At 41.3% G+C, this 22,145-nt stretch carries 13 protein-coding genes and 1 tRNA gene; 3 read left to right on the forward strand and 11 right to left on the reverse strand.

The genetic code is table 11. The features are described 5' to 3' along the window. Positions 1-147: 147 nt before the first annotated feature. Both P0106_RS00675 and P0106_RS00680 read left to right on the forward strand, forming a co-directional pair. Positions 148-1,692 carry a phosphotransferase gene (locus P0106_RS00675; protein ID WP_004112347.1) on the forward strand — a complete coding sequence of 515 codons (1,545 nt, stop codon included), beginning with the start codon at positions 148-150 and terminating at the stop codon, positions 1,690-1,692. Between the two features lie 82 nt (positions 1,693-1,774). Next, entirely contained in the window at positions 1,775-1,999 is a 225-nt protein-coding gene (locus tag P0106_RS00680; RefSeq protein ID WP_004112344.1) for a DUF3107 domain-containing protein, read from the forward strand. A gap of 8 nt (positions 2,000-2,007) precedes the next feature. Here P0106_RS00680 and P0106_RS00685 read toward each other — a convergent pair whose 3' ends face one another. Continuing rightward, positions 2,008-2,895: a PHP domain-containing protein gene (locus P0106_RS00685; protein WP_004116862.1), complete on the reverse strand. Its 888-nt coding sequence runs from the start codon at positions 2,893-2,895 to the stop codon at positions 2,008-2,010. 81 nt (positions 2,896-2,976) lie between these two features. Here P0106_RS00685 and P0106_RS00690 point away from each other — a divergent pair, with 81 nt between their 5' ends. Further along, a complete protein-coding gene (locus P0106_RS00690) occupies positions 2,977-3,681 on the forward strand; it encodes a vitamin K epoxide reductase family protein (RefSeq protein ID WP_248898656.1) in 705 nt (234 codons plus the stop codon). Between the two features lie 77 nt (positions 3,682-3,758). Here the strand turns inward: P0106_RS00690 and murI are convergent, their stop codons facing one another. The 10 genes from murI to P0106_RS00740 all read right to left on the reverse strand — a co-directional run bounded on the left by murI (position 3,759) and on the right by P0106_RS00740 (position 21,992). After that, positions 3,759-4,541 carry a glutamate racemase gene (murI, locus tag P0106_RS00695; RefSeq protein WP_004115668.1) on the reverse strand — a complete coding sequence of 261 codons (783 nt, stop codon included), beginning with the start codon at positions 4,539-4,541 and terminating at the stop codon, positions 3,759-3,761. Between the two features lie 50 nt (positions 4,542-4,591). After that, positions 4,592-6,217, reverse strand: a complete 1,626-nt coding sequence (locus P0106_RS00700; protein WP_473730314.1) for an ATP-binding cassette domain-containing protein — start codon at positions 6,215-6,217, stop codon at positions 4,592-4,594. Positions 6,218-6,233: 16 nt separating this feature from the next. Further along, complete coding sequence (locus P0106_RS00705) at positions 6,234-7,982, reverse strand: ABC transporter substrate-binding protein (protein ID WP_473730315.1); 1,749 nt, start codon at positions 7,980-7,982, stop codon at positions 6,234-6,236. A gap of 142 nt (positions 7,983-8,124) precedes the next feature. After that, a complete protein-coding gene (locus P0106_RS00710; RefSeq protein ID WP_004115673.1) occupies positions 8,125-9,132 on the reverse strand; it encodes an ABC transporter permease in 1,008 nt (335 codons plus the stop codon). Further along, positions 9,129-10,016, reverse strand: a complete 888-nt coding sequence (locus P0106_RS00715; protein WP_004116869.1) for an ABC transporter permease — start codon at positions 10,014-10,016, stop codon at positions 9,129-9,131. Before P0106_RS00715 ends, P0106_RS00710 begins: the two co-directional genes overlap by 4 nt. A 282-nt stretch (positions 10,017-10,298) precedes the next feature. Continuing rightward, entirely contained in the window at positions 10,299-13,709 is a 3,411-nt protein-coding gene (ileS, locus tag P0106_RS00720) for a mupirocin-resistant isoleucine--tRNA ligase (RefSeq protein WP_473730316.1), read from the reverse strand. A gap of 256 nt (positions 13,710-13,965) precedes the next feature. Further along, positions 13,966-14,038, reverse strand: a tRNA-Arg gene (locus P0106_RS00725). A gap of 49 nt (positions 14,039-14,087) precedes the next feature. Further along, on the reverse strand, positions 14,088-14,396 hold the full coding sequence (locus P0106_RS00730; RefSeq protein ID WP_415682148.1) for an exodeoxyribonuclease VII small subunit: 309 nt from the start codon (positions 14,394-14,396) through the stop codon (positions 14,088-14,090). A 91-nt stretch (positions 14,397-14,487) separates the two neighbouring features. Continuing rightward, entirely contained in the window at positions 14,488-15,810 is a 1,323-nt protein-coding gene (gene xseA / locus P0106_RS00735; RefSeq protein ID WP_246943393.1) for an exodeoxyribonuclease VII large subunit, read from the reverse strand. Between the two features lie 152 nt (positions 15,811-15,962). After that, positions 15,963-21,992 carry a S8 family serine peptidase gene (locus P0106_RS00740; RefSeq protein ID WP_473730317.1) on the reverse strand — a complete coding sequence of 2,010 codons (6,030 nt, stop codon included), beginning with the start codon at positions 21,990-21,992 and terminating at the stop codon, positions 15,963-15,965. Positions 21,993-22,145 lie beyond the last annotated feature (153 nt).

Below are 22,145 nucleotides of genomic sequence, written 5' to 3' on the forward strand. Positions count from 1 at the left end.
CTATTGTTACAGCAAACAAAGAAAAAATAAAAGATTAAAACACAAATGTGGTTAAAGGTTATTTGACTATATCTCGCTGCTTTGTATTACTGTTGAACTGTGACACAGATAAGCAGATTCAAGTTGGTAGCGCTGGCCTCATCGGTCATGCCAGAAGTACAATTCGCCGGAACCCGCCAAAGTGAGCAGGCAAACGCCACCGATGCCGCTGCGGGAATATCTCATGCCGTTATTCAAGACGTTTCTGGTAACCTTTATGACATTTTTGTAAGCTCCGAGGAAAAAGGGCAAAAACGCTTACACGACAGAGCGAGAGCAGCATGGGTGCTGCAAAAAACCAAAGGACTTGCAGCTCTTGGATTTGCACACGAAGAAATGCTTAAGTTTGTTCCTGGCTCTCTTTCAAACCAGAACAATCAAAATACGCAAAATACAAAAGTTGCGCAATCTACACAATCTACACAATCTGCTCAAGAAAATAACCAATCTGATTCAAACAGCTTATATGGCGAAAGACTTGGACAGGCAGATTTTAATAATCCAACAGTATTGATTTGCCCGCATTTAAACGGAAGCGCTAGAGAATTAAGCCTTCTTACAACAGACGATTGCGTAAACGCTGGCACAGCCATGGGCGCGATTCACCGACTAAGCCCAGCATTTTTAACAAAAGGCGGCTACCCGACTTTTACTACTGGTCAGATTCGCGCACAATTAACATCTTGGATTAAAAGGCTACGTCAAGCTGGTCACATTCCTACTGAAATCACCGATAACTGGTCCAGAGTGCTTGAAACCGATGGATTGTGGGCATTTGACACTTGCCCTGTTCACGGCGGTTTTAAAGATGGAGATTTTCTATTTTCTGGATCTACGATTACTGCAATAACCAATTGGCAGAGCATGCAAATCAACGATCCTGCGCGAGATTTAGCGTGGATTTTTGCAAAACTTAATGAACAGCATAGGAATGCACTTCTTAGCGCTTACGGAAGAATGCTAGGAGCCAGATTAGACAGCATGATTATGCTTCGCGCAAACCTATGGCTTCAAATGGAGCAGGTTGGCGACTTTGTTCAAGCTTTGCAGCGTGCGGATACAACTGGGATCATGCGCTTTAAAGCACAAGTAGAACGTCTTGCTCACGAGCTTACGCGTATAAACAATTCTAGAAACGCAAATGCTAATCAAAACAACAATTCAAGCGCAAATCCTGCGTCTTCTCTAACTGTAGGAGATATAGTTAAAGACGATACTATTGAATCTTCTGATGCCACAAATGAGAGCAATATAAGTGCTAAAAGTCAGACAATTGCTTTAAACAGCAATAACGACAGCACGAGTGAAAACCCTACAAAAGTGAACTATTCAAATTCACAAGCGCAAGAAGATTCTTACAAAGAGTCTGATAATACGAATGCTACTAAAACTACATCTGTTGCTGATAATCTAGAAACACAAGTTATAAATAGCATTATCAATAACGCCGATAATAGTAACAAGAATAGTGACGGAAGCATCGAAAGCAAGATTGAGAGCAATAACAGCATCGAAAGCAAAGATAACAATGTAGAAAATACTGGCAAAAATAACAATGAAGATTTAGATAAGCCAGCAACTATTATTATCCCAATGCTAAAAGATGCAGATCAAGCTATTAAAGATGCTAAAGACAAACTGAGTAATTCGTAAATGCTAAATATTAGATGCTAAATATTAAGTAAAATCAAAGAAACCAATTATTAAAAGTATCAAAAGTATTAAAGGAAACAAAATGAAGGTAACAATCGGAGTTAAACACGTAAACGACACTATCAGCTTTGAATCAGAACAAAGCGAAGAAGACGTGCAGAATATTATAACCAATGCAATCAAAGACGAAAAATTAATCACCATTACAGATAAAAATAACAGGAAAATTGTTGTACCTAGCAACTCTTTTGCCTATGCAATAATCGGAGATACCCCAACACACACTGTTGGTTTCAACGCATTGTAATTACAAAACTAGCGATTTAGGATTTTACTTACTACTTCGTCGCTAGTTGTTTCTTCACCAAGACTATTTGGTTTCCCGCTTCCGTGCCAATCAGAGCCGCCAGTAACAAGCAAATCCAAGTCTTTTGCTAATCCAAATAGTCTTTGTCTTTGCGTTAAAGAATTACCACGATGATACACTTCTAAACCATCGAGACCTAAACTAGCGTAATAAGCAATTTGAGAGTCTGAAAGAATAACAGGATTCCTACTATAATCCGCAGGATGTGCAATAACGCTCACTCCCCCAGCATGTTTAATAACTTTAATAACTTCATCAACGCTGGGAGAAGGCGTAGGAATGTAATAAGGTCCATGAGGCGCTACTGGCCCTGCAAAAGCCTGAGATCTTGTTTCAAAAACACCTGCAGAAACCAATGCATCTGCAATATGTGGTCTGCCAATCGTAGTCAGATTCCCTTTACCTGCTTGATCAAGAACATCTTGCCAAGTAATCGGAAAATCGTGAGACATAAGCTCCACCATTTTACGCGTACGATTTAAACGACGTTTCCTTGTTAAATCAAACATTTCAATAATGCACTCGTCGTTTGGATTATAACGATAAGCAAGCATATGAACAGATATATTACCTTCTACAGATGTGATTTCGGATCCAAAAATAACTGGAAAATCCGCAATATTAGCAGCTTCTTTAAAATCACTCCAACCAGCAGTAGTATCGTGATCTGTAATAGCCACACCTTTAAGACCAATAGTTTTAGCTTCATTTACCAAATCTTCTGGCGACTTTGTACCATCGGAATAAAAGGTATGACAATGCAAATCCCAACCAGAATTATTCTCATCAGGGTTTGCAAAAAAATCAATATCAGCGCTAGTGCTAGTTACAGTCATACAATTATCGTAAACTGTGGCATGTAACGTTTATCTTATAAACGATTAATCCCTACATTATTAGCGTTTACAGGAGTACTTATGGATAGCTGTAATTCACAAACAGAACTCACAAATATAAATGAGCTATCTAAAACGGAAAACAATGTAGACGAAAAAACACTTTACGAAACAAACTCATTAAAAGGCTGGAGACATTCTGCTACTTGGGTTTACGCTATTATGCTAGTTACTTCTGCAATAGCCCTTCTAACATCTCTAATATTATCTTCTGAGACTTTAGCTCTTGCGCGCACACCGCACAAAGCGCTTGGATGCGATATAAACACTCTCGTATCATGCTCTAAAGTAGCTCAAACATGGCAAGCAGAATTCATACGATTTGGCGAACTAAGCTTCCCTAACGCCTTCTTTGGAATAGCAGCCGAAAGCGTATTTGTAACACTTGCTGTAGTCGGAATAGCAAAAGTAAAACTTCCAAAATGGCTAGCGATATTTAGTTGGGTAGGCGGGTTATGCGCACTCTTGTACGCGTATTGGCTGTTTTCTCAATCAATGTTCGTAATACAAGTTCTTTGCCCATGGTGCTTAGTACTAATGTTTTGCACTACTATACAATTCATGTCACTTAGCCACGCAACAGTTAGCGCGCAAGGAATTGGATTAAAAAATAAAATTCTAAACGCGTATTACAGAATTAACTACGATTTAATCGTAGACTCACTATGGATATTCGTAATCGTGCTATTAATTTTAAGCAAATACGGTCATGCTATATTTAGTTGAATCAAAAGCTTATACAACTAAATTCATCACATATTTCATCACATATTTATAAGCTGCAATTTAAATTAAAGTTATAATCAGCAGTCACTATTAAGCAGAGATTGCGATAGCTTAGCAATACGATCGCTTGAATCGGAGTTAGTGAGCAAAACACTCCCCTCGTCATCTTTATCCGCAAGAAGATTCATTGAATCTAAGACGCTTTTAAGATGATGAATAGTGCCAGCATTACCATCTACAATCTTCACGCAATCAGGCAAAAACTCGCGAAAATAACTTTTATAAAACACAAAATGAGTACAGCCTAAAACAACTGAATCAATATTGTTTAAATCATAAGAATCAAAATACTTATGCAAAGCACTCATAACAATATTTTTATTGCCTAAATCACCATTTTCCACAATTTCTACCAAATCTGGACACGGTCTAGAAAAAATTTGGTGATCTTGCGTAAAACGATTCATAAGTTCCGCAAACTTGCGCTCTTTAAGCGTTAAAGGAGTAGCAGCAACAATCACGCGCTGAGGCTTGCCGCCACCTAAATCGCAAGCAAGCTTAAGAGCAGGTTCCATGCCAATAATCGGCATACTATAGTGCTCACGCAAATCTTTAACAGCAGCAGAAGTGGCAGTATTGCAAGCAATAACAATAGCTTTAACATTAAGACTTGCAAAATGCTCAACAATCTTAAAACTAAGCTCACGCACTTCTTGCGGAGTTTTTATGCCATATGGAGCATTAGCAGAATCCCCAAAGTATATAATGCGCTCATTTGGCATTGCTTCTCGAAGCTCACGAACTACAGAAATACCACCTAACCCAGAGTCAAATACACCTATTGGAGCGCACGAAGACATAAAAACCTCCTAATAAACTCTTACAATGGTACTTTTTAGCACAAACATAATCATTGCAAAACAGCATCAATAAGACTGCGCGTGTATGGATTTTTAGGTAAACGCAATACATCTTTAACGCTTCCCTGCTCAACAATCCTTCCGCCTTTTATAACACTAACTTGGCTAGCAATGCGGCTTACTAAAGCCAAATCATGCGTTATAAACAAGCACGAAAAGTTGTACTGCTTTTGCAAGCTACTTAAAAGATTTAGGATTTTTAGGCAATGATTTGCATCTAACGCCGAAGTTGGCTCATCTGCAATAATCAAAGAAGGACGATTTATTAACGCTCGCGCAATGCCAACTCGCTGTTTTTGACCGCCAGAAAGCTCGTGCGGGAACCTGTTTATTAAGCTTAATGGCAAATGCACTTGATTAAGAACAAGCTCCACGCGCTTTTTGCGCTCTTCTTCGCTAAGATTTTTATTGACAATAAGAGGCTCGGCAATGCTCCAACCTACAGTTTTTAAAGGATTTAGCGCCGAGCCAGAATCTTGGAAAATGAACCCAATATTGCTTAAAATCTTGCGATTTGCGCGTTTTTTGCAATCGGAGTATAAATTAAGACCCTCTATGCTTATGCTGCCAGATTCTGGCTTAAGCTGACCAGAAATAAGCTTTGCAATCGTTGTTTTTCCAGCACCAGATTCGCCAACCAGCGCATGCGTTTTCCCCCTTAAAATATTAAGGTTCAAATCACTTATTGCGTATTTAGAAGGGTTGAAAATTTTAGAATACTTAGCATATTTAGCAGAAACATTTTGAATGTTTACGCAAAAATCGCAAGCATCCGAGCTAGTTGATTCGCTAGCTAAATTATTAATATCAAAATCAACAATAGAGTCTAAAAGAGAGCGCGTATAGCTGTTTTTAGGATTAGAAAACACATCTTTAACTAGTCCACTTTCAACAATACTGCCACTGTTCATAACATAAACTGTGTTTGCAACAGCCTTAACAACGCTCATATTATGCGTAATAATCAAAACCGCAATATTATGCTTTTTAGCTAAATCGCGCAAAAGCTGCAAAATCTTACGCTGAGTTGTAACATCCAAAGCTGTTGTAGGCTCGTCTGCAATAAGCAAAGAAGGTCGATTAATAATTGCCATTGCAATCATTGCGCGCTGAAGCTGCCCGCCAGAAAGTTCGTGCGGATAAGACCTATAAACGCGATTTACATCCTTTAGGCCAACCTCGCTAAGGGAATCAAGAACTCGCGATTTTCTAGCGCGAGCGCTCATCTTACCAAACTTTTCGGGATGATATTTTAACGCCTCTTCAATTTGCTTGCCAAGACGCATAACGGGATTAAATGCAGTAGATGGCTCTTGGAACACCATTGAAATAAGCCCCGAACGAATATAAGAATACGGAGCATTATTGCTTAGTAAATCCAAACTGTCATTAGCGCTTGTATTAATAACCGCTTTGCCAGAAACACTAAAATCGCCTGGAAGAAGACCCATTAACGCCAACGAAGTTAATGACTTTCCCGAACCAGATTCGCCAACCAGCGCGCTAATTTTGCCCACATATAAGTTTAAATATACGTTATGCGTAATCTGATTTTTGCCAATCGCAATAGACAAGTTGTTAACACTAAGCACTGGGTTTTCGCGATTTTCCAACATTTTATTAAATCCTTTTCTAGTTTCTAAGCGAAACTCGCGCATAGTTTGGATAAGCCGGGAAAGACCCAACGAAGAAGTTTTCCACATTGCTTCCGTGAATATAAGTGTTCTTAGAGTAAATAAGCGGAACAATTGGAGAATCGCGCATAATCTCTTTATCAACCTGCTGCCAAAGCAAATCTGCACGCGACTTATCTATAACGCCAACAGCTTGGCGAATCAAGGAATCCACTTTTGGATTCGAGTAGCGAGATATATTCCAATTGCCGCCGCCTATTTGCGAAGAGTCAAAAAGCGGACCAATATTTGCATACGCAGAAGGAAAATCAGGCTGCCATTTAGACAAAGCTAAATCGTAGTCGCCAGAATCGCCAGTAATCATATCGGTAAAAATCTGCGAATCCACAGTTCGTATAGAAACATCAATTCCAACGCGCTTTAAGCTTGCTTGAATAGAAGATGCCACTTGCGCCTGATCTGGGCGAGCAATAAGACTAAACTTTAGTTTAGATTTACCCGATTCCTTTAATAATTGTTTAGCCTTTTCTACGTCCCCACGCGGATTTGCAGAATAGAGATTATAGACTTTGCGCTCGCTTACGCCTGGAGTAATAAGCGTTGTTGCAAAACCGCCAGCAACCGCACCGCCCTTTGCTCGCTGATACGACTGCTTATCTACAGCGTACTGAATCGCCTTTCGGATCTTAACATCTTTAATACGGCGATTGTTCATGGCCAAATATTCCAACGCTCCGTCACCGCTTGTAACTAAAAGATTGCTCGACTTGTAGCTTGCTTTAGCTTGTGCGCGTTGAGCTGGAGGCACAAAATCTGCAAGAATAGCATTGTCTGCGCCAGAATTGCCTTGAATCATAGATTGGGCAGCAACAGAAGGATCAACACCAAACTTCCAAATTATCTTGTCTGGGTAATTAGCTCGAATTGAATCCGCGCTGGAATCCCAATTAATGTTTCTAACCATAACAATTTGCTTGCCAACTTCGTTTTCAACAATTTTGTACGGGCCAGAAGCAACTGGGCTTTTACCATAATCCTGCGCATTCCCAGAATTTAACGGAACGGGAGCAAAGGCCGCCAAAGACGCAACCCAAGGCCAATTAGCAAAAGCAGCATTTAGTTTAAAAATGATTGTTTGATTGTCTGGAGTTTCAATCGAATCCAAAGATTTGTCACTAAACGGACCGGCATAGTCTTTAGCGCCTTCCAAAAGCGCTTTGTGGTAACCGAATCCGCCTGTAAGCGAGTTTGCAAAAGAACGCTCAAGACCATATTTAATATCTTTAGACGTTATTGGGCTTCCATCCTGGTATTTAATGCCTTTTTTAAGAGTGTACTTCCAAGTTTTTCCGCCGTCTAAAGCAGTTCCCGTATCTGTTGCTAAATCGGCAACAACACGCGTTTTGCCACTTGGCGTTACTTTCCACGTTGTTAAAGCGCGGAAAACTAGGCTATTAGAGGTTATTGGCAAACCCTGACTTCTTGCAGGATCAAAATCCATTTTTGATTCAGAGCTTAGAATCGTAAGTGTTCCGCCCTTTTTTGGATTGCTATTAAGCACAGAAGCATTTGGTAGTCTTTTTTGTAGGTTTTGACCACTTTGCACAGCAGTTCCGCAAGCAGAAAATGCATAAACCAGCGAAAACACTAGAATTACAGCAATTGCTCTTAATATATTTAGAGCAAAACCGCGATTAAATTTTTTGATGATTTGATAATAATTTTGTATATTTTGTGTATTTTGCATGATTTTTCCTTAATTTTTTATAAAGTTATAAAGTTATTAAAAATTTTTATTATTGTGATTTAAAGAAGACTTTAGTAGCGACTTTAGTTGCAACCTTAATGGCGATTTTGCTGGCGATTTTAATCGCTCACTAATCACCACTTTAAAGGGCGACTTTAGCCGCTCTAGGATCAAGCAAACAATAACAGACGTCAACAATAAGATTTGCAATTATTACAAGAGCGGCCGAAAACAGCGTAACTCCAACCAAAACTTGCAAATCAAAAGTCTTAACAGCGTCTAAAAGAAGCGAACCCAACCCGTGCATAGAGAACACACGCTCAGTTATAACCGCTCCACCAAGAAGACCGCCAAGATCTAAACCAAACATTGTAAATATTGGTAAAATCGCATTTCGCAAAGCATGATTTACTACAACATGTGAATCGGGCATGCCCTTTGCTATTGCAGTTCGCACATAATCTTTACCAAATTCCCTAATCATTGTAGAACGAGTAATGCGCGCATAAAAAGCGCCATTTATCAACGCTAAAACAATCCAAGCGAGTAGCAGATGCCAAGCCCAGTCAAAAGGATTAGCAAAGAAGCTAACATATCCACCCGTAGGAAAAACGGGAATGTAAACCGCAAAAGCAATAATCGCCAGCAAACCAATTAAGTAGGTAGGAGACGAAATACCAATCGAAGATATTGCTACAATTAAGCGGTCAATCCACGAATCACGCTTAACAGCTTGCAAAACGCCTGCAAATACGCCAATTATCATCCACAAAACAGCAGCGCCAATGGCGATTGATGCTGTAACTGGAAAACGACTAAAAATCAAACCAGTAACAGGCTCATTAAGTGCAAAAGACCATCCTAAGCAAGGAGCCGCGCAAACAATTGCGCTGGCAGATGCAGAATCGCCAAAAGTACGGCCAACAAAAATACCCTGCAAATAGTTAAAAAGCTGACTATACCAAGGCAAATCAGTTCCCATAAACGCAGAAACTTGTGCTAAACGCTCAGGCGTGCAAGGTTTGCCGCACATAAGCTGAGCAGGATTTGTTGGAGTCATAAAGAAAATCAAAAACATTGCCATTGCAATAACAGCAATAACAGCCAAAGCGCTTGCAACGCGCCTAATAATGTAAAGAAAAACGCTCATGCTGCTATCTCCATTTTTGAAGAAAGCCAATCGCCCAGCATATTAAACCCGAGCGCAAGCAGGGACAAAGATAAACCTGGGAATATTAAATACCACGGGTCTACCAATGCCCACTGCACTGCGTCGGATATTGAGCGTCCCCACGAAGGCGAAGGCGGATTCATGCCAACGCCAAGAAATGAAAGTGCCGCTTCAAGTGCAATACGGCCTGGTATAGAAAGTGTTGTATTAACAATGATTATTGGAAGCATGTTTGGCAAAATCTGATTGCGCAAAACATGAAAAGCACTAGCGCCCATAACTCTAGAAGCCACAGCAAAATGGCGATTTTTAAGGCTAAGTGTTTCGCCGCGTACCAATCGCGCCATACTAGGCCAACCAAAAAAGCCGATTACAAGAGTTAAAAGAAGCGGACGCGGGAAAGTTTGAGGAACAATCGCAGAAAGCGCAATCGCAAAGATTAGGAACGGGAACCCAAAGAATACGTCCATAATGCGAGAAATTGCAAAATCAACAAAACCACCAAAATAACCAGCAATAACGCCAATTACAACGCCTAAAACAACGGAGATTGCAGTAGAAGCTAAGCCAATTCCAAGAGAAATTCTTGCGCCGTGAGAGATGATTGCAAATAAGTCAATTCCGCGCAATGGTGTTACGCCAAACCAATGTTTTGAACTTATTCCGCCTATGCCTGTAGGCAAGGAAGAATCCGACAAAACATCGGGATTTTCGCTATATGGATCATTACCTGTAATAAAAGTAAAAAGGTCGGCAAAAATCGCCAATAAAACAAACAGCGATATTATTGCAATTCCAACAATTGCGGTAACACTTGATAAGTCGCGCTTACTACGCGAATAAAATACACCGCCCCTTTTCATCGCCACTCATTTCGTTACCTGCACTTTCATATTGCAATTTTTCTATAAAACTAACAAATACAAACATGAATAAATTTGTATTGTTGTCATAACGAATTTATATGAAGGTATGGAAGTGTAGAAAATCAGAGTGTCGCATTGCTTCACTTTTCGCTTAGAGCGTATCGCGACCCCGATTTCGCCTACACTTATGCGAAATCCGAAGACAAACAAAACGTGCCGACGTATGAATCATACAACGGCACGTTTTTTGTTTAGTTAATTAGCTGTTAGTTGTGTTTTTTACGCGCGCTTAAGACTTACGCTAAGCTCAGTTGCGCTAGAATCAGCCTCAGTAACTTCTAAGCTTGTAGCAAGAGTTTCGTTAGCAATCAAATCACGGAACTGCTCAACTTTAGCAACGTCCGAAGCTGGCACGTTCAAAGTCAAAGCGATTCGGTCTGTAACATCCAAACCGTTTTCCTTACGAGCATCTTGAACAGCGCGAATAGCGTCGCGAGCGTAACCTTCAGCAAGCAAATCGCTAGTCAAAGCAGTGTCGAGCATAACGAAACCGCCAGTTGGCATTGCAGAAGAAGCCGTATTTGCAGCCGCTTGAGCATCCGAAGACTCAACGCGATTAACAAGCTCATACTCGCCTTGTTCAAGCGCAACTTCGCCGTTTGGAGTCATAACAACAGGAGCGCCAGACTCGTCAACACGCCAATCGCCACTCTTAGAAGCCTTAATAGCAAACTGCACTTGCTTACCCAAACGAGGGCCAGCCGCGCGAGCGTTAACCTTAAGCTCGTGAACAATCTTCAAACCGTGTTCGCTTGCATCTTGCAAAGTGCAGAATGTAACATTCTTCACGTTAAGCTCGCGCTCAAGCACCTGCTCGTAAGGCTCTACAGCAGCAGTATTTTCTGCAACAACAGTCAAGTTTGCCAACGGCTGGCGCACACGCAACTGTTCCGCCTTGCGCAAAGAAAGCGTAGAAGACACAACCTCGCGAACCTTATCCATAGCAGCAACCAAAGCATCGTCATGCGCAAGAACAGCACCAAGCTCAGTGACTTCGCCAGACTTAGGGTTCTTCTCGCCATCTGAAAGCATTTGCGGCTCAACCAAATAAGGCCAATCAGCCAAATGCACGGATTCGCCGCCAGTAAGACCACGCCACACAGCCTCTGCTTCCATAGGAGCAAGAGGAGCAATCGTGCGCATAAACACTTCCAACACAGTGTAAAGCGTGTTGAAAGCAGTCTCATCTTCATTCCAGAATCGGTCGCGGCTGCCGCGAATATACCAATTCGTAAGCACGTCAATAAAATCACTTACTGCCGCGCAAGCATCGCTAATCGCAAACTCGTTCAAGCATTTTTCTACGCGCTCAACAAGCAAACGCGTGCGCGCAAGCAAATAACGATCCATGTTGCAAAGTCCTGCAACCTCATCCGCACAAAGCCTGCGAGCATCGTAGCCCTTACCACCGTTTGCAGCGTTCGCATACAAAGTGAAGAAGTAATACGAGCTCCAAACTGGAAGCATAACCTGACGAACCGTATCCCTAATTCCGTCTGCAGTCACAATCAAATTGCCACCGCGCAAAATTGGCGAAGACATAAGGAACCAGCGCATAGCATCTGAACCGTATTCGTTGAAAACGCCGTTCACATCTGGGTAATTACGCAAATGCTTACTCATCTTCTGACCGTCGGAACCAAGCACAATGCCGTGGCAAATCACATTCTTAAAAGCTGGACGGTCGAACAGAGCCGTAGCCATAATGTGAAGCGTGTAGAACCATCCACGAGTCTGGCCAATATATTCAACGATGTAATCGCATGGGAAGTGCTCTTCGAAGAAGTCCTTATTTTCAAAAGGATAATGGAACTGCGCAAAAGGCATAGAACCAGACTCAAACCAGCAATCGAGAACATCCGTAATACGGTGCATTTGCGACTTTCCAGTAGGATCGTCTGGGTTTGGTCGAGTAAGGCGATCGATATATGGGCGGTGCATATTCACATTGCCGTCGTCGTCGCGAGGATAATAGCCAAAATCAGCCTTAAGCTCATCCAACGAACCGTAAACATCTACGCGAGGATACTTTGGATCGTCACTCACCCACACTGGAATTGGAGATCCCCAGAATCGGTTACGGCTAATAGACCAGTCGCGCGCGTTAGAAAGCCACTTACCAAACTGGCCGTCCTTAACGTTTCCAGGAATCCAATTAATCTCCTGATTAAGCTCAAGCAAGCGCTTCTTAATCTTCGTAACAGACACAAACCAGCTAGAAACAGGCTTATAAATAAGCGGAGTTGCGCAACGCCAGCAGTGAGGATAGCTGTGCACGTAGCTTTTTTCTTGGAATAGCAACGCGCGCTGATCTTCCGGCATTTGAGCAAGCGGACCGTCTCCTGCACGCAAGTTACGCAAAATTGGCAAGTTGGCGTCGAAAACGTACAAGCCTTCGTAATCTGGGCAATCGCTTGTAAACTTGCAGCCTGCGTCTAGCACGTCAACGCTGCGAATCTCGTGCGCGTTAAGCGTGTTCATATCGTCCTCGCCATAAGGAGCCTGGTGAACAAGACCAGTACCTTCAGCGGTATCAACATAATCTGCTGTGAAAATCGTAAAAGCGTTAGGACCAGGAGTGCCACCCTCAGCGAGCGCAGAATCGCTTGCAAAGTAAGGGAACACTGGATAGTAGCGCCAGCCAGCCATCTCAGCGCCCTTAAGTTCGCGCACAACCTCATAGTTTTCGCCAAGTTCCTTAGTGTAGGAACCAAGCAAAGGCTTACCGATGTAGAACTTTTTGCCAGCAAACTTGCCTTCAGTTGGGCGAACTTCCACGTAATCAATGTCTGCACCGACTACGATTGCGAAGTTTGTTGGAACTGTCCAAGGAGTAGTGGTCCAGAATACTGCGTAAGCATCGTCTTCGTCGCGAAGCTTAACAGCCACGGAAACGGTAGTGTCCTGACGATTCTGGTACACGTCCGCATCCATGCGAAGCTCGTGGGCACTAAGTGGAGTTTGGTCCTTCGGGCAGTACGGAAGCACGCGGTAACCCTTGTAAGCCAAGCCCTTATCGTAAAGCTGCTTAAATGCCCACATTACGGATTCCATATATGGAATGTTCAGTGTCTTGTAGCCTCGCTCGAAATCAACCCAGCGAGCCTGACGATGTACGTAGTTTTGCCACTCGTTCGTGTACTTCAAAACGCTGGCACGGCAAGCATCGTTGAACTTCGCGATGCCCATTTTTTCGATTTGTTCAACCGATTCGATGCCAAGTTCCTTCTGCGCTTCCAACTCTGCTGGAAGTCCGTGAGTGTCCCAACCAAAAACGCGGTTTACTTTGCGACCGCGCATAGTCTGATAACGCGGAACCACGTCTTTTGCATAGCCTGTTAGCAAGTGACCGTAGTGAGGAAGACCGTTTGCAAATGGAGGGCCGTCGAAGAACACGAACTCGTTTTGGCTACCCTTGCCGGACGGGCGGTATTCGATTGACTTGCGGAAAGTGTTGTTTGCATCCCAGTATTGAAGAACTGATTCTTCAAGCTTTGGGAAGGAAGGATTTGGTGCAACTTGCGTGCCGGTGTTTTCTTGCGTTGATGCAGTTACATTTGCTTTTGGATATACGTGATTTGCAGACGTATTTGCGCACGCGCTAGTTGCTGGATTAGTGGATTCGCTCACTGTGCTCTCCTCGCTCAACAGGGTGAATATTTCCCTGCGAGGACGACAGTTATTGCCGCGGTACCACCTCGCTTGCTGCAAGATGCTTACGCAACTCTTGCAGCCTCTCGTGTTTGGCTATACGGGCCAACCCCGTCGGTTCTAATAAGCGAGAATCTTACGAACACTCGCCGTTCTTCCGAAAACTCCCCGCCGATAACGGATCATCGCTTAAGTTAGAAACAATCTAACACTATCCCCTAACATTAGCAAAAAGTGCCCCGGATCAGAATCGAACTGACGACACCCACTTTAGGAGAGTGGTGCTCTATCCACTGAGCTACCGAGGCAACAAATGGCAATTATACACTATAGCGTGGTTTACACGCTATAACCTGCTCAAGATTCAAGATTTGATTGCGTTCCAGCGGTTGCAGCCGTAGCCGACTGCTCCGCTTGAGCCGCATCAAGCTTAGCGCGAACCGTTGCAAGTAAGCCCTGCGCACGCTTTGCTAACGCTTCTCCAAGCTCCCATTGATGCATAGACTGATCCAAAGTCAAACCGCCAGCCTCAAGAGCTTTAACAGCTTGCACAAGCTTTTCGCGCGCTTCTTCGTAAGGCATTGCGTTAATCGCAGCTCGCTCTTCGCTGCTAAGCGTGCTAATTGCGTCAGCTTTTGCACTTGCGTCTTTTATTTCGTCACTCATAATCATCCTTTTCTAATTTTCTTATTTAAGATTTTTATTTAAGATTTTGCGTTTTAGTTTTAAGACTTTATGACTTTATAACTTTACGACTTTACGACTTTTCTACAGACGTAACGCTAGCTGTAATCAAGCCACTTTTAAGAGTGACTGTTATATCGTCGCCAGTTTTTACACGACTAGAATCGTCAAGCACTTTTCCGCCGCTAATTTGCACAACCGCGTAACCTCGATTAAGCGTTGATTGCGGACTAAGAGCCGTAATACTGGCATGTGCCTTTTCAACAGTCAAACTAGCGTCGTCAAGCAGCCGCACCAAACCATGCCTCATGCGTTCAACCGCCTGCTGCACAAACAACTCATGCGGCTCCAGCATAGTGCTCGGTCTAGTAAGGCTAGGACGGTTCGCGTAGCCTTCAACAAGTCGAATCTCATTGTCCACTCGCGCAGAAATCCTCATGCGCGCGTGTTGCAAAGCGTTATCAATCAACTGCCATTGCTCGTTAACATCTGGAACAACGCGCTTTGCTGCGTCTGTAGGCGTAGAGGCTCGCATATCTGCAGCCAAATCAATAAGCGTCCAATCATCTTCGTGACCAATCGCAGAAACAATCGGAGTTACGCAAGCAGCCGTAGTGCGAACCACACCTTCGTCCGAAAATCCAATCAAATCCTCAAAGCTGCCGCCGCCGCGCGCAACAATAATCACATCAACCTCTGGATCGGCGTCTAGCTGCTTAATTGCCGCAATAACGTCCGCTGGGCATTGCACTCCCTGAACATGCGCGTGAACCACCTTAAATCGCGTTACAGGCCAGCGCAAATTCACGTTTGTAATAACATCGCCCTCTGCGCGAGCTTGAGGCGCACACACTAGACCAATGCACTTTGGAAACTCAGGCAGCTGCACTTTATTTTCCGCGTCAAACAAGCCTTCGCCTTTAAGCTTCTTGCGCAACTCATCTATTTGCGCTTTTAAGTCGCCAGCGCCAACGCGTCTAATTTCGTCGGCAACAAAGCTCAATCTAGTGGCTTTTACCCAAATATCCGCCTTACCGTGAACAACTACTCTATCGCCCTGCCGCAAATCTTTAGCTTGCTGAACAAACTTGCTAAAGCCCATTATGGAGATTGAAATGTCTTCATTACTGTCTCTGAGCGTTATGTAGCCAGACGTAGACCTTCTCATGTTGATTTCAACAATCTGACCTTCTACCCAAGCTGCAGGCCACTTTTCTACAGCACCATGGAACTTTTGGCTTATAACGCTTACTGGCCAAGGATTTTCGGCAGTCGTGTCGGCTGCCTTCAGAGGAAGCTGGCGCGGCTGCGACATAATCGTCTGCTGCGAATCTTGCTGCATATCTTGCGAAGCATCATCCTGGAATAATTGCGGCATAATATTTGACGAGGTCATGTTTACAGCTTGACTGCAAAGAGGGACAAACACGCGATAACACTCGACAGTAGTGCCCACAATAAAATACTCCCCATGCGATTAAGCATGAGGAGTACTTAATTATTTAGAATCATAGAATCTAAAATTCAACTTCAGAATCTAAAATTCAATTATTTAATGCTTCGATTCCGCAATCTGCTAGCAATTAACGCAAAAGCACTAATTAGCATCAACAAAGTAACTGTAACCAGAGTGGAAACTGTTCCAACACCAGTTGCACTTAACTTTGAAAGCATGCTACTTGCATTAGCTTCCTTTGAAGATGCAGAATTGCTTGCACCAGAATTGGCAGCACCATTAGCTTTAGATCCGCTTCCGTTCTTACTTCCGCTACCGTTAGCATCAGCATTGCTTGCATTTGCAGATCCACTAGCATTTGCGTAACCAGAGCTCAAATAATCATTGTCAGCATTGCTAGAATATCCATAATTCTCGTAATCTGAACCAAATCCAAATCCTGAAGAACTTCCTGAAGAACTTCCGAAATTATTTTCAGAATATTTCAGATTATATTCTGCAATTGTTTCTTCAGATGAAGTTGCATTAGCCGGAATAACCCACACAGTAGTCCATGCAATCTGCGAACCATTTTCATCAAGAAGAACAATCGTATACTCACCTGAATATCCTTCTGGGATCTTAGCGTCGAAGCGAGGCAACCCATCATCACCTAACGTTACCGTTACATACTTAGATCCATCTTTACCATGCAATAGCACAGGCGAAGAATAAATGTAAGCATAAGCATAAGCATAAGCTAACTTATTCTTCTTAAGTTGGTTAATGAATGCACTTGTATCACTAGAAACTTTAGCATTAGGAGACTCAGAACCAGATTCAGCAGAATCATTCATTCCAGCAATCAGCATAACAACAGGATTGCTCTTACCAGCACGAGCAACGTTATTCAAGCGATTACCAACTACAAGATCACCTTTAAGTGATTGTTTTAGATCTGCTATTGATTCAGGAGCCTTAGGCGCTGAAGTCGACTCAGCAGGTGGATTTACAGAAGTATTAGAAGAGCCAGAATGTTCAGATGGACCTTGAGGCGTATCTTTCTTTTCTTTCTTTCTGTCAATCACAATTACCTTAGAAACCGTATCACTATCAGCGTTCGTATTAGTCGTAATATTACCCGCGTAATCAACAGCTTCTACTCTAATAGTATGACTACCGTTATTTAAATCAGCAGTTGGAATATCAAGACTGAATTCAGTCTCACCCGGCTTGCTAGCAACAACAGCAGCATTATCTTTACTATTATCAGAATCTACAAGAATATCTTCTATATTCTTCTTAACTAGATTATTTTTAGCAGAAGCGACAACTTTTCCATCAACATATACTTTTGCAAGTTGAAGATTATTATCCTTGACCTTCACCTTGATGGATCTATTATCACTAATAGTTTCATTGCTTTCCACACCAATATTAACTTCAGGATCCTTCTTATCAACAACTACAGGTATGAAGGTTTCCAAAGATGAAGCAGTTGTATTATTCACTTCTACATGAATAATATCCTTATCTTTTACAGCAAAATTCTTGTTAAACAATGACTTGTTTACCTTTTCACCACCACCATCTGTTGAGAAGAATTCACTAACTATACTTCCGTTTATAAACAGAGAATACCCAAAGCAATCCTGGCTCATAGAACCCTTGAAGTCCACAGAATCTTTATTGGTGAACAATGTATTACCGTAAACAATAGGTTCGTTAAACACAGCCTTAGCTGGATTTACGTCAAAGTAGAATCTTGCCTTAGTATCAAGGAAGCTTCTCTCTAATTCCTCTGTTGACCCTTCTTTCTTAACTTTTTCTTTAAGTTGCATACGGAAATCATTTATTCCAACACGCATAGGAAGCGTCACAGAAAAACGACCATCTTTAATTACAGCAACAATAGGATCTTTCAATTTCATATGACCGTCAACTATTTCAGCAGAAGGCGTGAACACTATGTTTGAAATCTTAGGTCCAACTTTACCTGTTACTGTAAAGGAATTACCACTTATATTAGGATTTGGCTTACCGTCTTTCAATTTTGGTTGAATTATATAAGTGTTAATTCCTTCAAACTTATTTGCGGATTCCTTATCTATTTCAAAGTCATAATCCTTGCTGAATATCCTATGAACTTCACTATCAAACTTATCTACTGGCTTCGTACGACCTTCTAAAGCAAACACTTTAGAAGAATCATTCGCACCATCAGATGCAGTTAAAGTAACTGTATAAGCAGTAGCATCAGGTTTAATAGTAACTTCGAATGAACCGTCATCATTAAGCTTTACATCATCAGGATCTACAAATTCTCCAGAAGAAGAACCGCTACCAACGGAAACACCACCATCAGGAGTTTGCGCTGTCTTAACATAATCCAAATGCATCGAAAGCTTGTCACCTTTATCATCAGTAACTTTGCCCTTAATAGTAACCTCACCGTTTTTAAGAACATCGAGATTATTATTTTTGTTCAAATTGGTTACTGTTATATTTGGAGCATGAGCATTGAAAGTTACATCAACTTCATCATTACCAATTGGCTTACGTTCATTGTTTAAACCTGTAACAACAATATGATTAACACCGTTCTCAAGAGGAACATAGGCGGCAAAAGCTGACTTATCTTTGAAGAATTTCTTATGCTCATCATCAACAGTTACAGTCTTATTCCCATTATCTTTATAGGTAACCGAAACTTTAATATCTTTCACATCATCGGAAGCATAACCGCCGATAGGAAGATAAAGATTATTGTCACCATCGAATTTAGACATGAATCTAATGGCCATAGTCTTACTTGCAAGCTTAGAGGCTCCATTTATAACAACATCTTTAGAATCCTTAGAATCCTTAAAAATCTTATAAACATAACCACTTTTATTTTCAGCAGAATCCTTAGTTGAGACATAAAGGAATTTAGCATCAGACCCAATATGAACTTTATAAGTATGCTTTGTCGCAGGATTAGAAGGATCAAAGTTTAACTTACAAGCACCCTTGTCATCTTTTTCCTGGCATGTTTTATCTACATTTCTAACTGCAGACCATTTGCCATTTATATGAATATCAGGCACATAAGTTTCGCTCAAATCGTCAGTGACAGTAATAATCACATCACCATTAGAGTCACGGTCAGAAACCTTAATCTTAGGAGCTTTGGTATCAAGACCAACCTTCATAGTGTAGGTTTGTGAACGATCAGAATTCTTAGACAATTTTGCTGTAACCTTGTACGTATATATTCCATCAGGAGCAATTACCTCTTTACCGGTTTTAGGATCGTATTCACTACCATCCCATTCACCAGTAGAACTCTCATTACCATGAGCATTTCCTTTAAGGCTCCTGTAATCACTACGGCTAAGATAATTGTCATAACCTAAATCTTTAACAAGGTTGCCCTTACTGTCATATATAGAATATCTGACTTCTTCAGCACTACGGAACATCATTACAGATGGAATGATAGTGTCTAAAAGCTTATCTTTGTTAGGAGAGAATGAACCTAATTTAGTAGCTTCACCCTCACGATTCACCTTTACTTTATTAGTATTACTTACCGCAGAAACAAGAGTTGTACTTGCTTTAATATCTGAAGAATACTCCTTACTAGGATCAACAAGAATTGGCTCTTTATTCCAATCTCCAACGAAACCTAGATATGGAACTGAGATGTTTGGTTGATTAGAATCTTTTGATTCAAATCGAATATAACCCTCAATATAGTGATTTCTACTAGTATTTGGCTTAAGCTTAAATTCAACTGTTGCAACACTATTAGCTTTTACTAAAATACTGCCATTGCAATTTTGAGGAGTCAAATCCTCATTCTTACTTATATTTGTAACAGTATTTTTATTAGCTTCGTTTGATTCATTTAATACTTGTTGAGTTGGAACGTTGAAAGTTAAATCTTTGCTTCCGTAATTGTGCAAATCTACTTTAATAGTTCTTTCACCATTAACTTCACGAAGAGGAACATAAGATTCACCGTTAACAGTAGCAATAACATTTGTATCCATAGCTTTGTCAACCTGTGCCAAGCCAGCACCGATTTGACGAGGAACATACGGAACGCCCGTATCTTTACCATCATCAGTAAGAATCTTCGCAGTATTCATCAACGCTTGAGTTGCTCTCTTTGCGCGTTCTACTCTACTAATAGAAGGAAAACGATTCTTATAATATTGCACCATAAGTGCAGAAAGACCTGAAACATTTGGAGCAGCCATAGAGGTACCCGACATGTTTACATAATTGCCTTTACCGTTCTGAGTAGAAAATACGTTACCACCGATACCAGCGATATTAGGCTTAAAGTCGAGCTCTGGCGTTGAACCCCACGAAGAGAATCCTGAAGGATGCATGCTATCAGGATTTGGAGCGCTTACATAATCATTGCTGAAAGAAATCTTAACTTTCTTATTTTGCTTAAGATCATCGAGCATTTTTAAAGCGTCAGTACGCCTAATCGACACTCCAAATTTTTTGCCAAATCCTTCAATACCAGCCATACCAAGGAATTGTTCTGTACCTTTATCATTATTGTAAACAAGTATACCTGCGGCACCAGCTTCAAAAGCATGCTTGAATTTTGTAGCAAAATTGATTTTACCGCGCTCAACTAATACATATTTACCGTGAACATTTACGCTATCGTACTCATCTATATCAGGATCATCTGAATCATCATCGTATGATCTTCCATATCCTACAGAAACGACTTCACGCTCTTGACCATCAGGTTTGCCTGTAGCCAACCTATAAAGTATATCTGTACCTTTACTAGAACCATCTACTTTATAAGTTGCTTTTTTCTCTGTCATAACTGAATTTTCAACAGAAGCAACACTGAAAGCTTCAGGGAATGCAGAAGGCGTGCCAAGAGTCGCATCATCTAACTTTCCAAAAACATCATCTATTTCACCATTAGACGAAAAATTCAAACCTGAATTACCGGCAGAAATAACTGGAAGCACACCAACAGCTCTAGCTTTCTTTAATGCCAAACCTGTAATATTTGAGGCTCCACTAAAGCCGTTGATAGAACCAAGCGACATGTTTATAATATCCGCACCAAGCTCAACGGATTTTTCAACAGCAGCAGCAATATCAGCATCATCAGCACCGCCAGCTCTGCTAGCCTCATTCGAGAACACTTTCATAGCAAGTAGCTGTGCGTTTGGAGCAACACCATCTACACGCCAATTCTTGTCTGCTGGTTTACCTGTCTCATCTCCATTAGCAGCCACAATACCAGCTACATGCATGCCATGCTGTTCTTCACTAATATCATCTCTAACATTATCGTTTTGATCTGCAAAATTATAGCCGTCAGGAACTTTATCTGTAAAACCAGGCTTAGGCTTCATTTTCATATGAGCTTTTGCAGATTCATCGAGCTTCATATCTGGCTGATTCATATCAATACCGGTATCAATAATTGAAACTAGCATACCAGTGCCATCAAGCTTATACTTTTTAAAAGCCTCACCTACACCTTGTAAAACACGTGCATTGTTTTCCATTGTCCGGAATTTACGTGCTTTGTGAGCAGATTCAATTTCAGGCTCTTTTCTAAGTTCTAATACCATATTCTGAGGCATGGTTACCTCAAATGCATTCACCAAGTATCCAAGCTGACGGCGAACCTTCATCTTATATTTTTTGCACCATTGAGGGAGAAGTTTATTTTGTTGATTCTTACGTTCTGAAGCAATACTTTTTCCAATGCCACCTTTACCTTTAAGAGTAACTACAACATTTACTTCTTCTTTAGAATTAAAGTCAAATTCGTTTTTATACGCTTTTTTATAATCTTCTATAGCTTTTTCAAGCAATGAACCTTTATAAGATTCTTCCGTACCTTCATTCTTTTTATTTTCAGCAAAATCTTTAATAGCTCTTTTAATTTCTGCTTCTGTAGGCACATGACCTGAATCAGCAGCTTTGCTGAGCAATTTATTTGCACCAGAAATTGTGGTTTTATCAGATTTTTTATTAACATTTACGTTTGATACAGTTTCTGCGTATGCTGTAGTTAATCCGGAAAGCGGCACGATAAGGGTTGCTGTAGCAACTCCTAATGCAGCTAAGCGAGTTAAATATGATGCTCTTTTGAACTTCATAAATACGCTCTCCTTCAATGAAATACTTATAAAATATTTTTCACAAGCCTAGCATTGAGGAAAATAAAAAAAAACATAAATATGTAAATTTTTATGCATAAACAGTTAAAAAATACGAATCAACCCACAAAGAACGGCTAAATATAGCCATTT

The sequence above is a fragment of the Gardnerella sp. c11Ua_71 genome, from assembly GCF_055818025.1.

Bases quoted from the DNA above. Each gene is read 5' to 3' on its own strand.
- P0106_RS00710 (WP_004115673.1), bottom strand. From the start codon at position 9,132: ATGAGCGTTTTTCTTTACATTATTAGGCGCGTTGCAAGCGCTTTGGCT.
- P0106_RS00715 (WP_004116869.1), bottom strand. From the start codon at position 10,016: ATGAAAAGGGGCGGTGTATTTTATTCGCGTAGTAAGCGCGACTTATCA.
- P0106_RS00705 (WP_473730315.1), bottom strand. From the start codon at position 7,982: ATGCAAAATACACAAAATATACAAAATTATTATCAAATCATCAAAAAA.
- P0106_RS00690 (WP_248898656.1), top strand. From the start codon at position 2,977: ATGGATAGCTGTAATTCACAAACAGAACTCACAAATATAAATGAGCTA.
- P0106_RS00680 (WP_004112344.1), top strand. From the start codon at position 1,775: ATGAAGGTAACAATCGGAGTTAAACACGTAAACGACACTATCAGCTTT.
- P0106_RS00685 (WP_004116862.1), bottom strand. From the start codon at position 2,895: ATGACTGTAACTAGCACTAGCGCTGATATTGATTTTTTTGCAAACCCT.
- P0106_RS00700 (WP_473730314.1), bottom strand. From the start codon at position 6,217: ATGTTGGAAAATCGCGAAAACCCAGTGCTTAGTGTTAACAACTTGTCT.
- P0106_RS00675 (WP_004112347.1), top strand. From the start codon at position 148: ATGCCAGAAGTACAATTCGCCGGAACCCGCCAAAGTGAGCAGGCAAAC.
- P0106_RS00740 (WP_473730317.1), bottom strand. From the start codon at position 21,992: ATGAAGTTCAAAAGAGCATCATATTTAACTCGCTTAGCTGCATTAGGA.
- xseA (WP_246943393.1), bottom strand. From the start codon at position 15,810: ATGACCTCGTCAAATATTATGCCGCAATTATTCCAGGATGATGCTTCG.
- P0106_RS00730 (WP_415682148.1), bottom strand. From the start codon at position 14,396: ATGAGTGACGAAATAAAAGACGCAAGTGCAAAAGCTGACGCAATTAGC.
- murI (WP_004115668.1), bottom strand. From the start codon at position 4,541: ATGTCTTCGTGCGCTCCAATAGGTGTATTTGACTCTGGGTTAGGTGGT.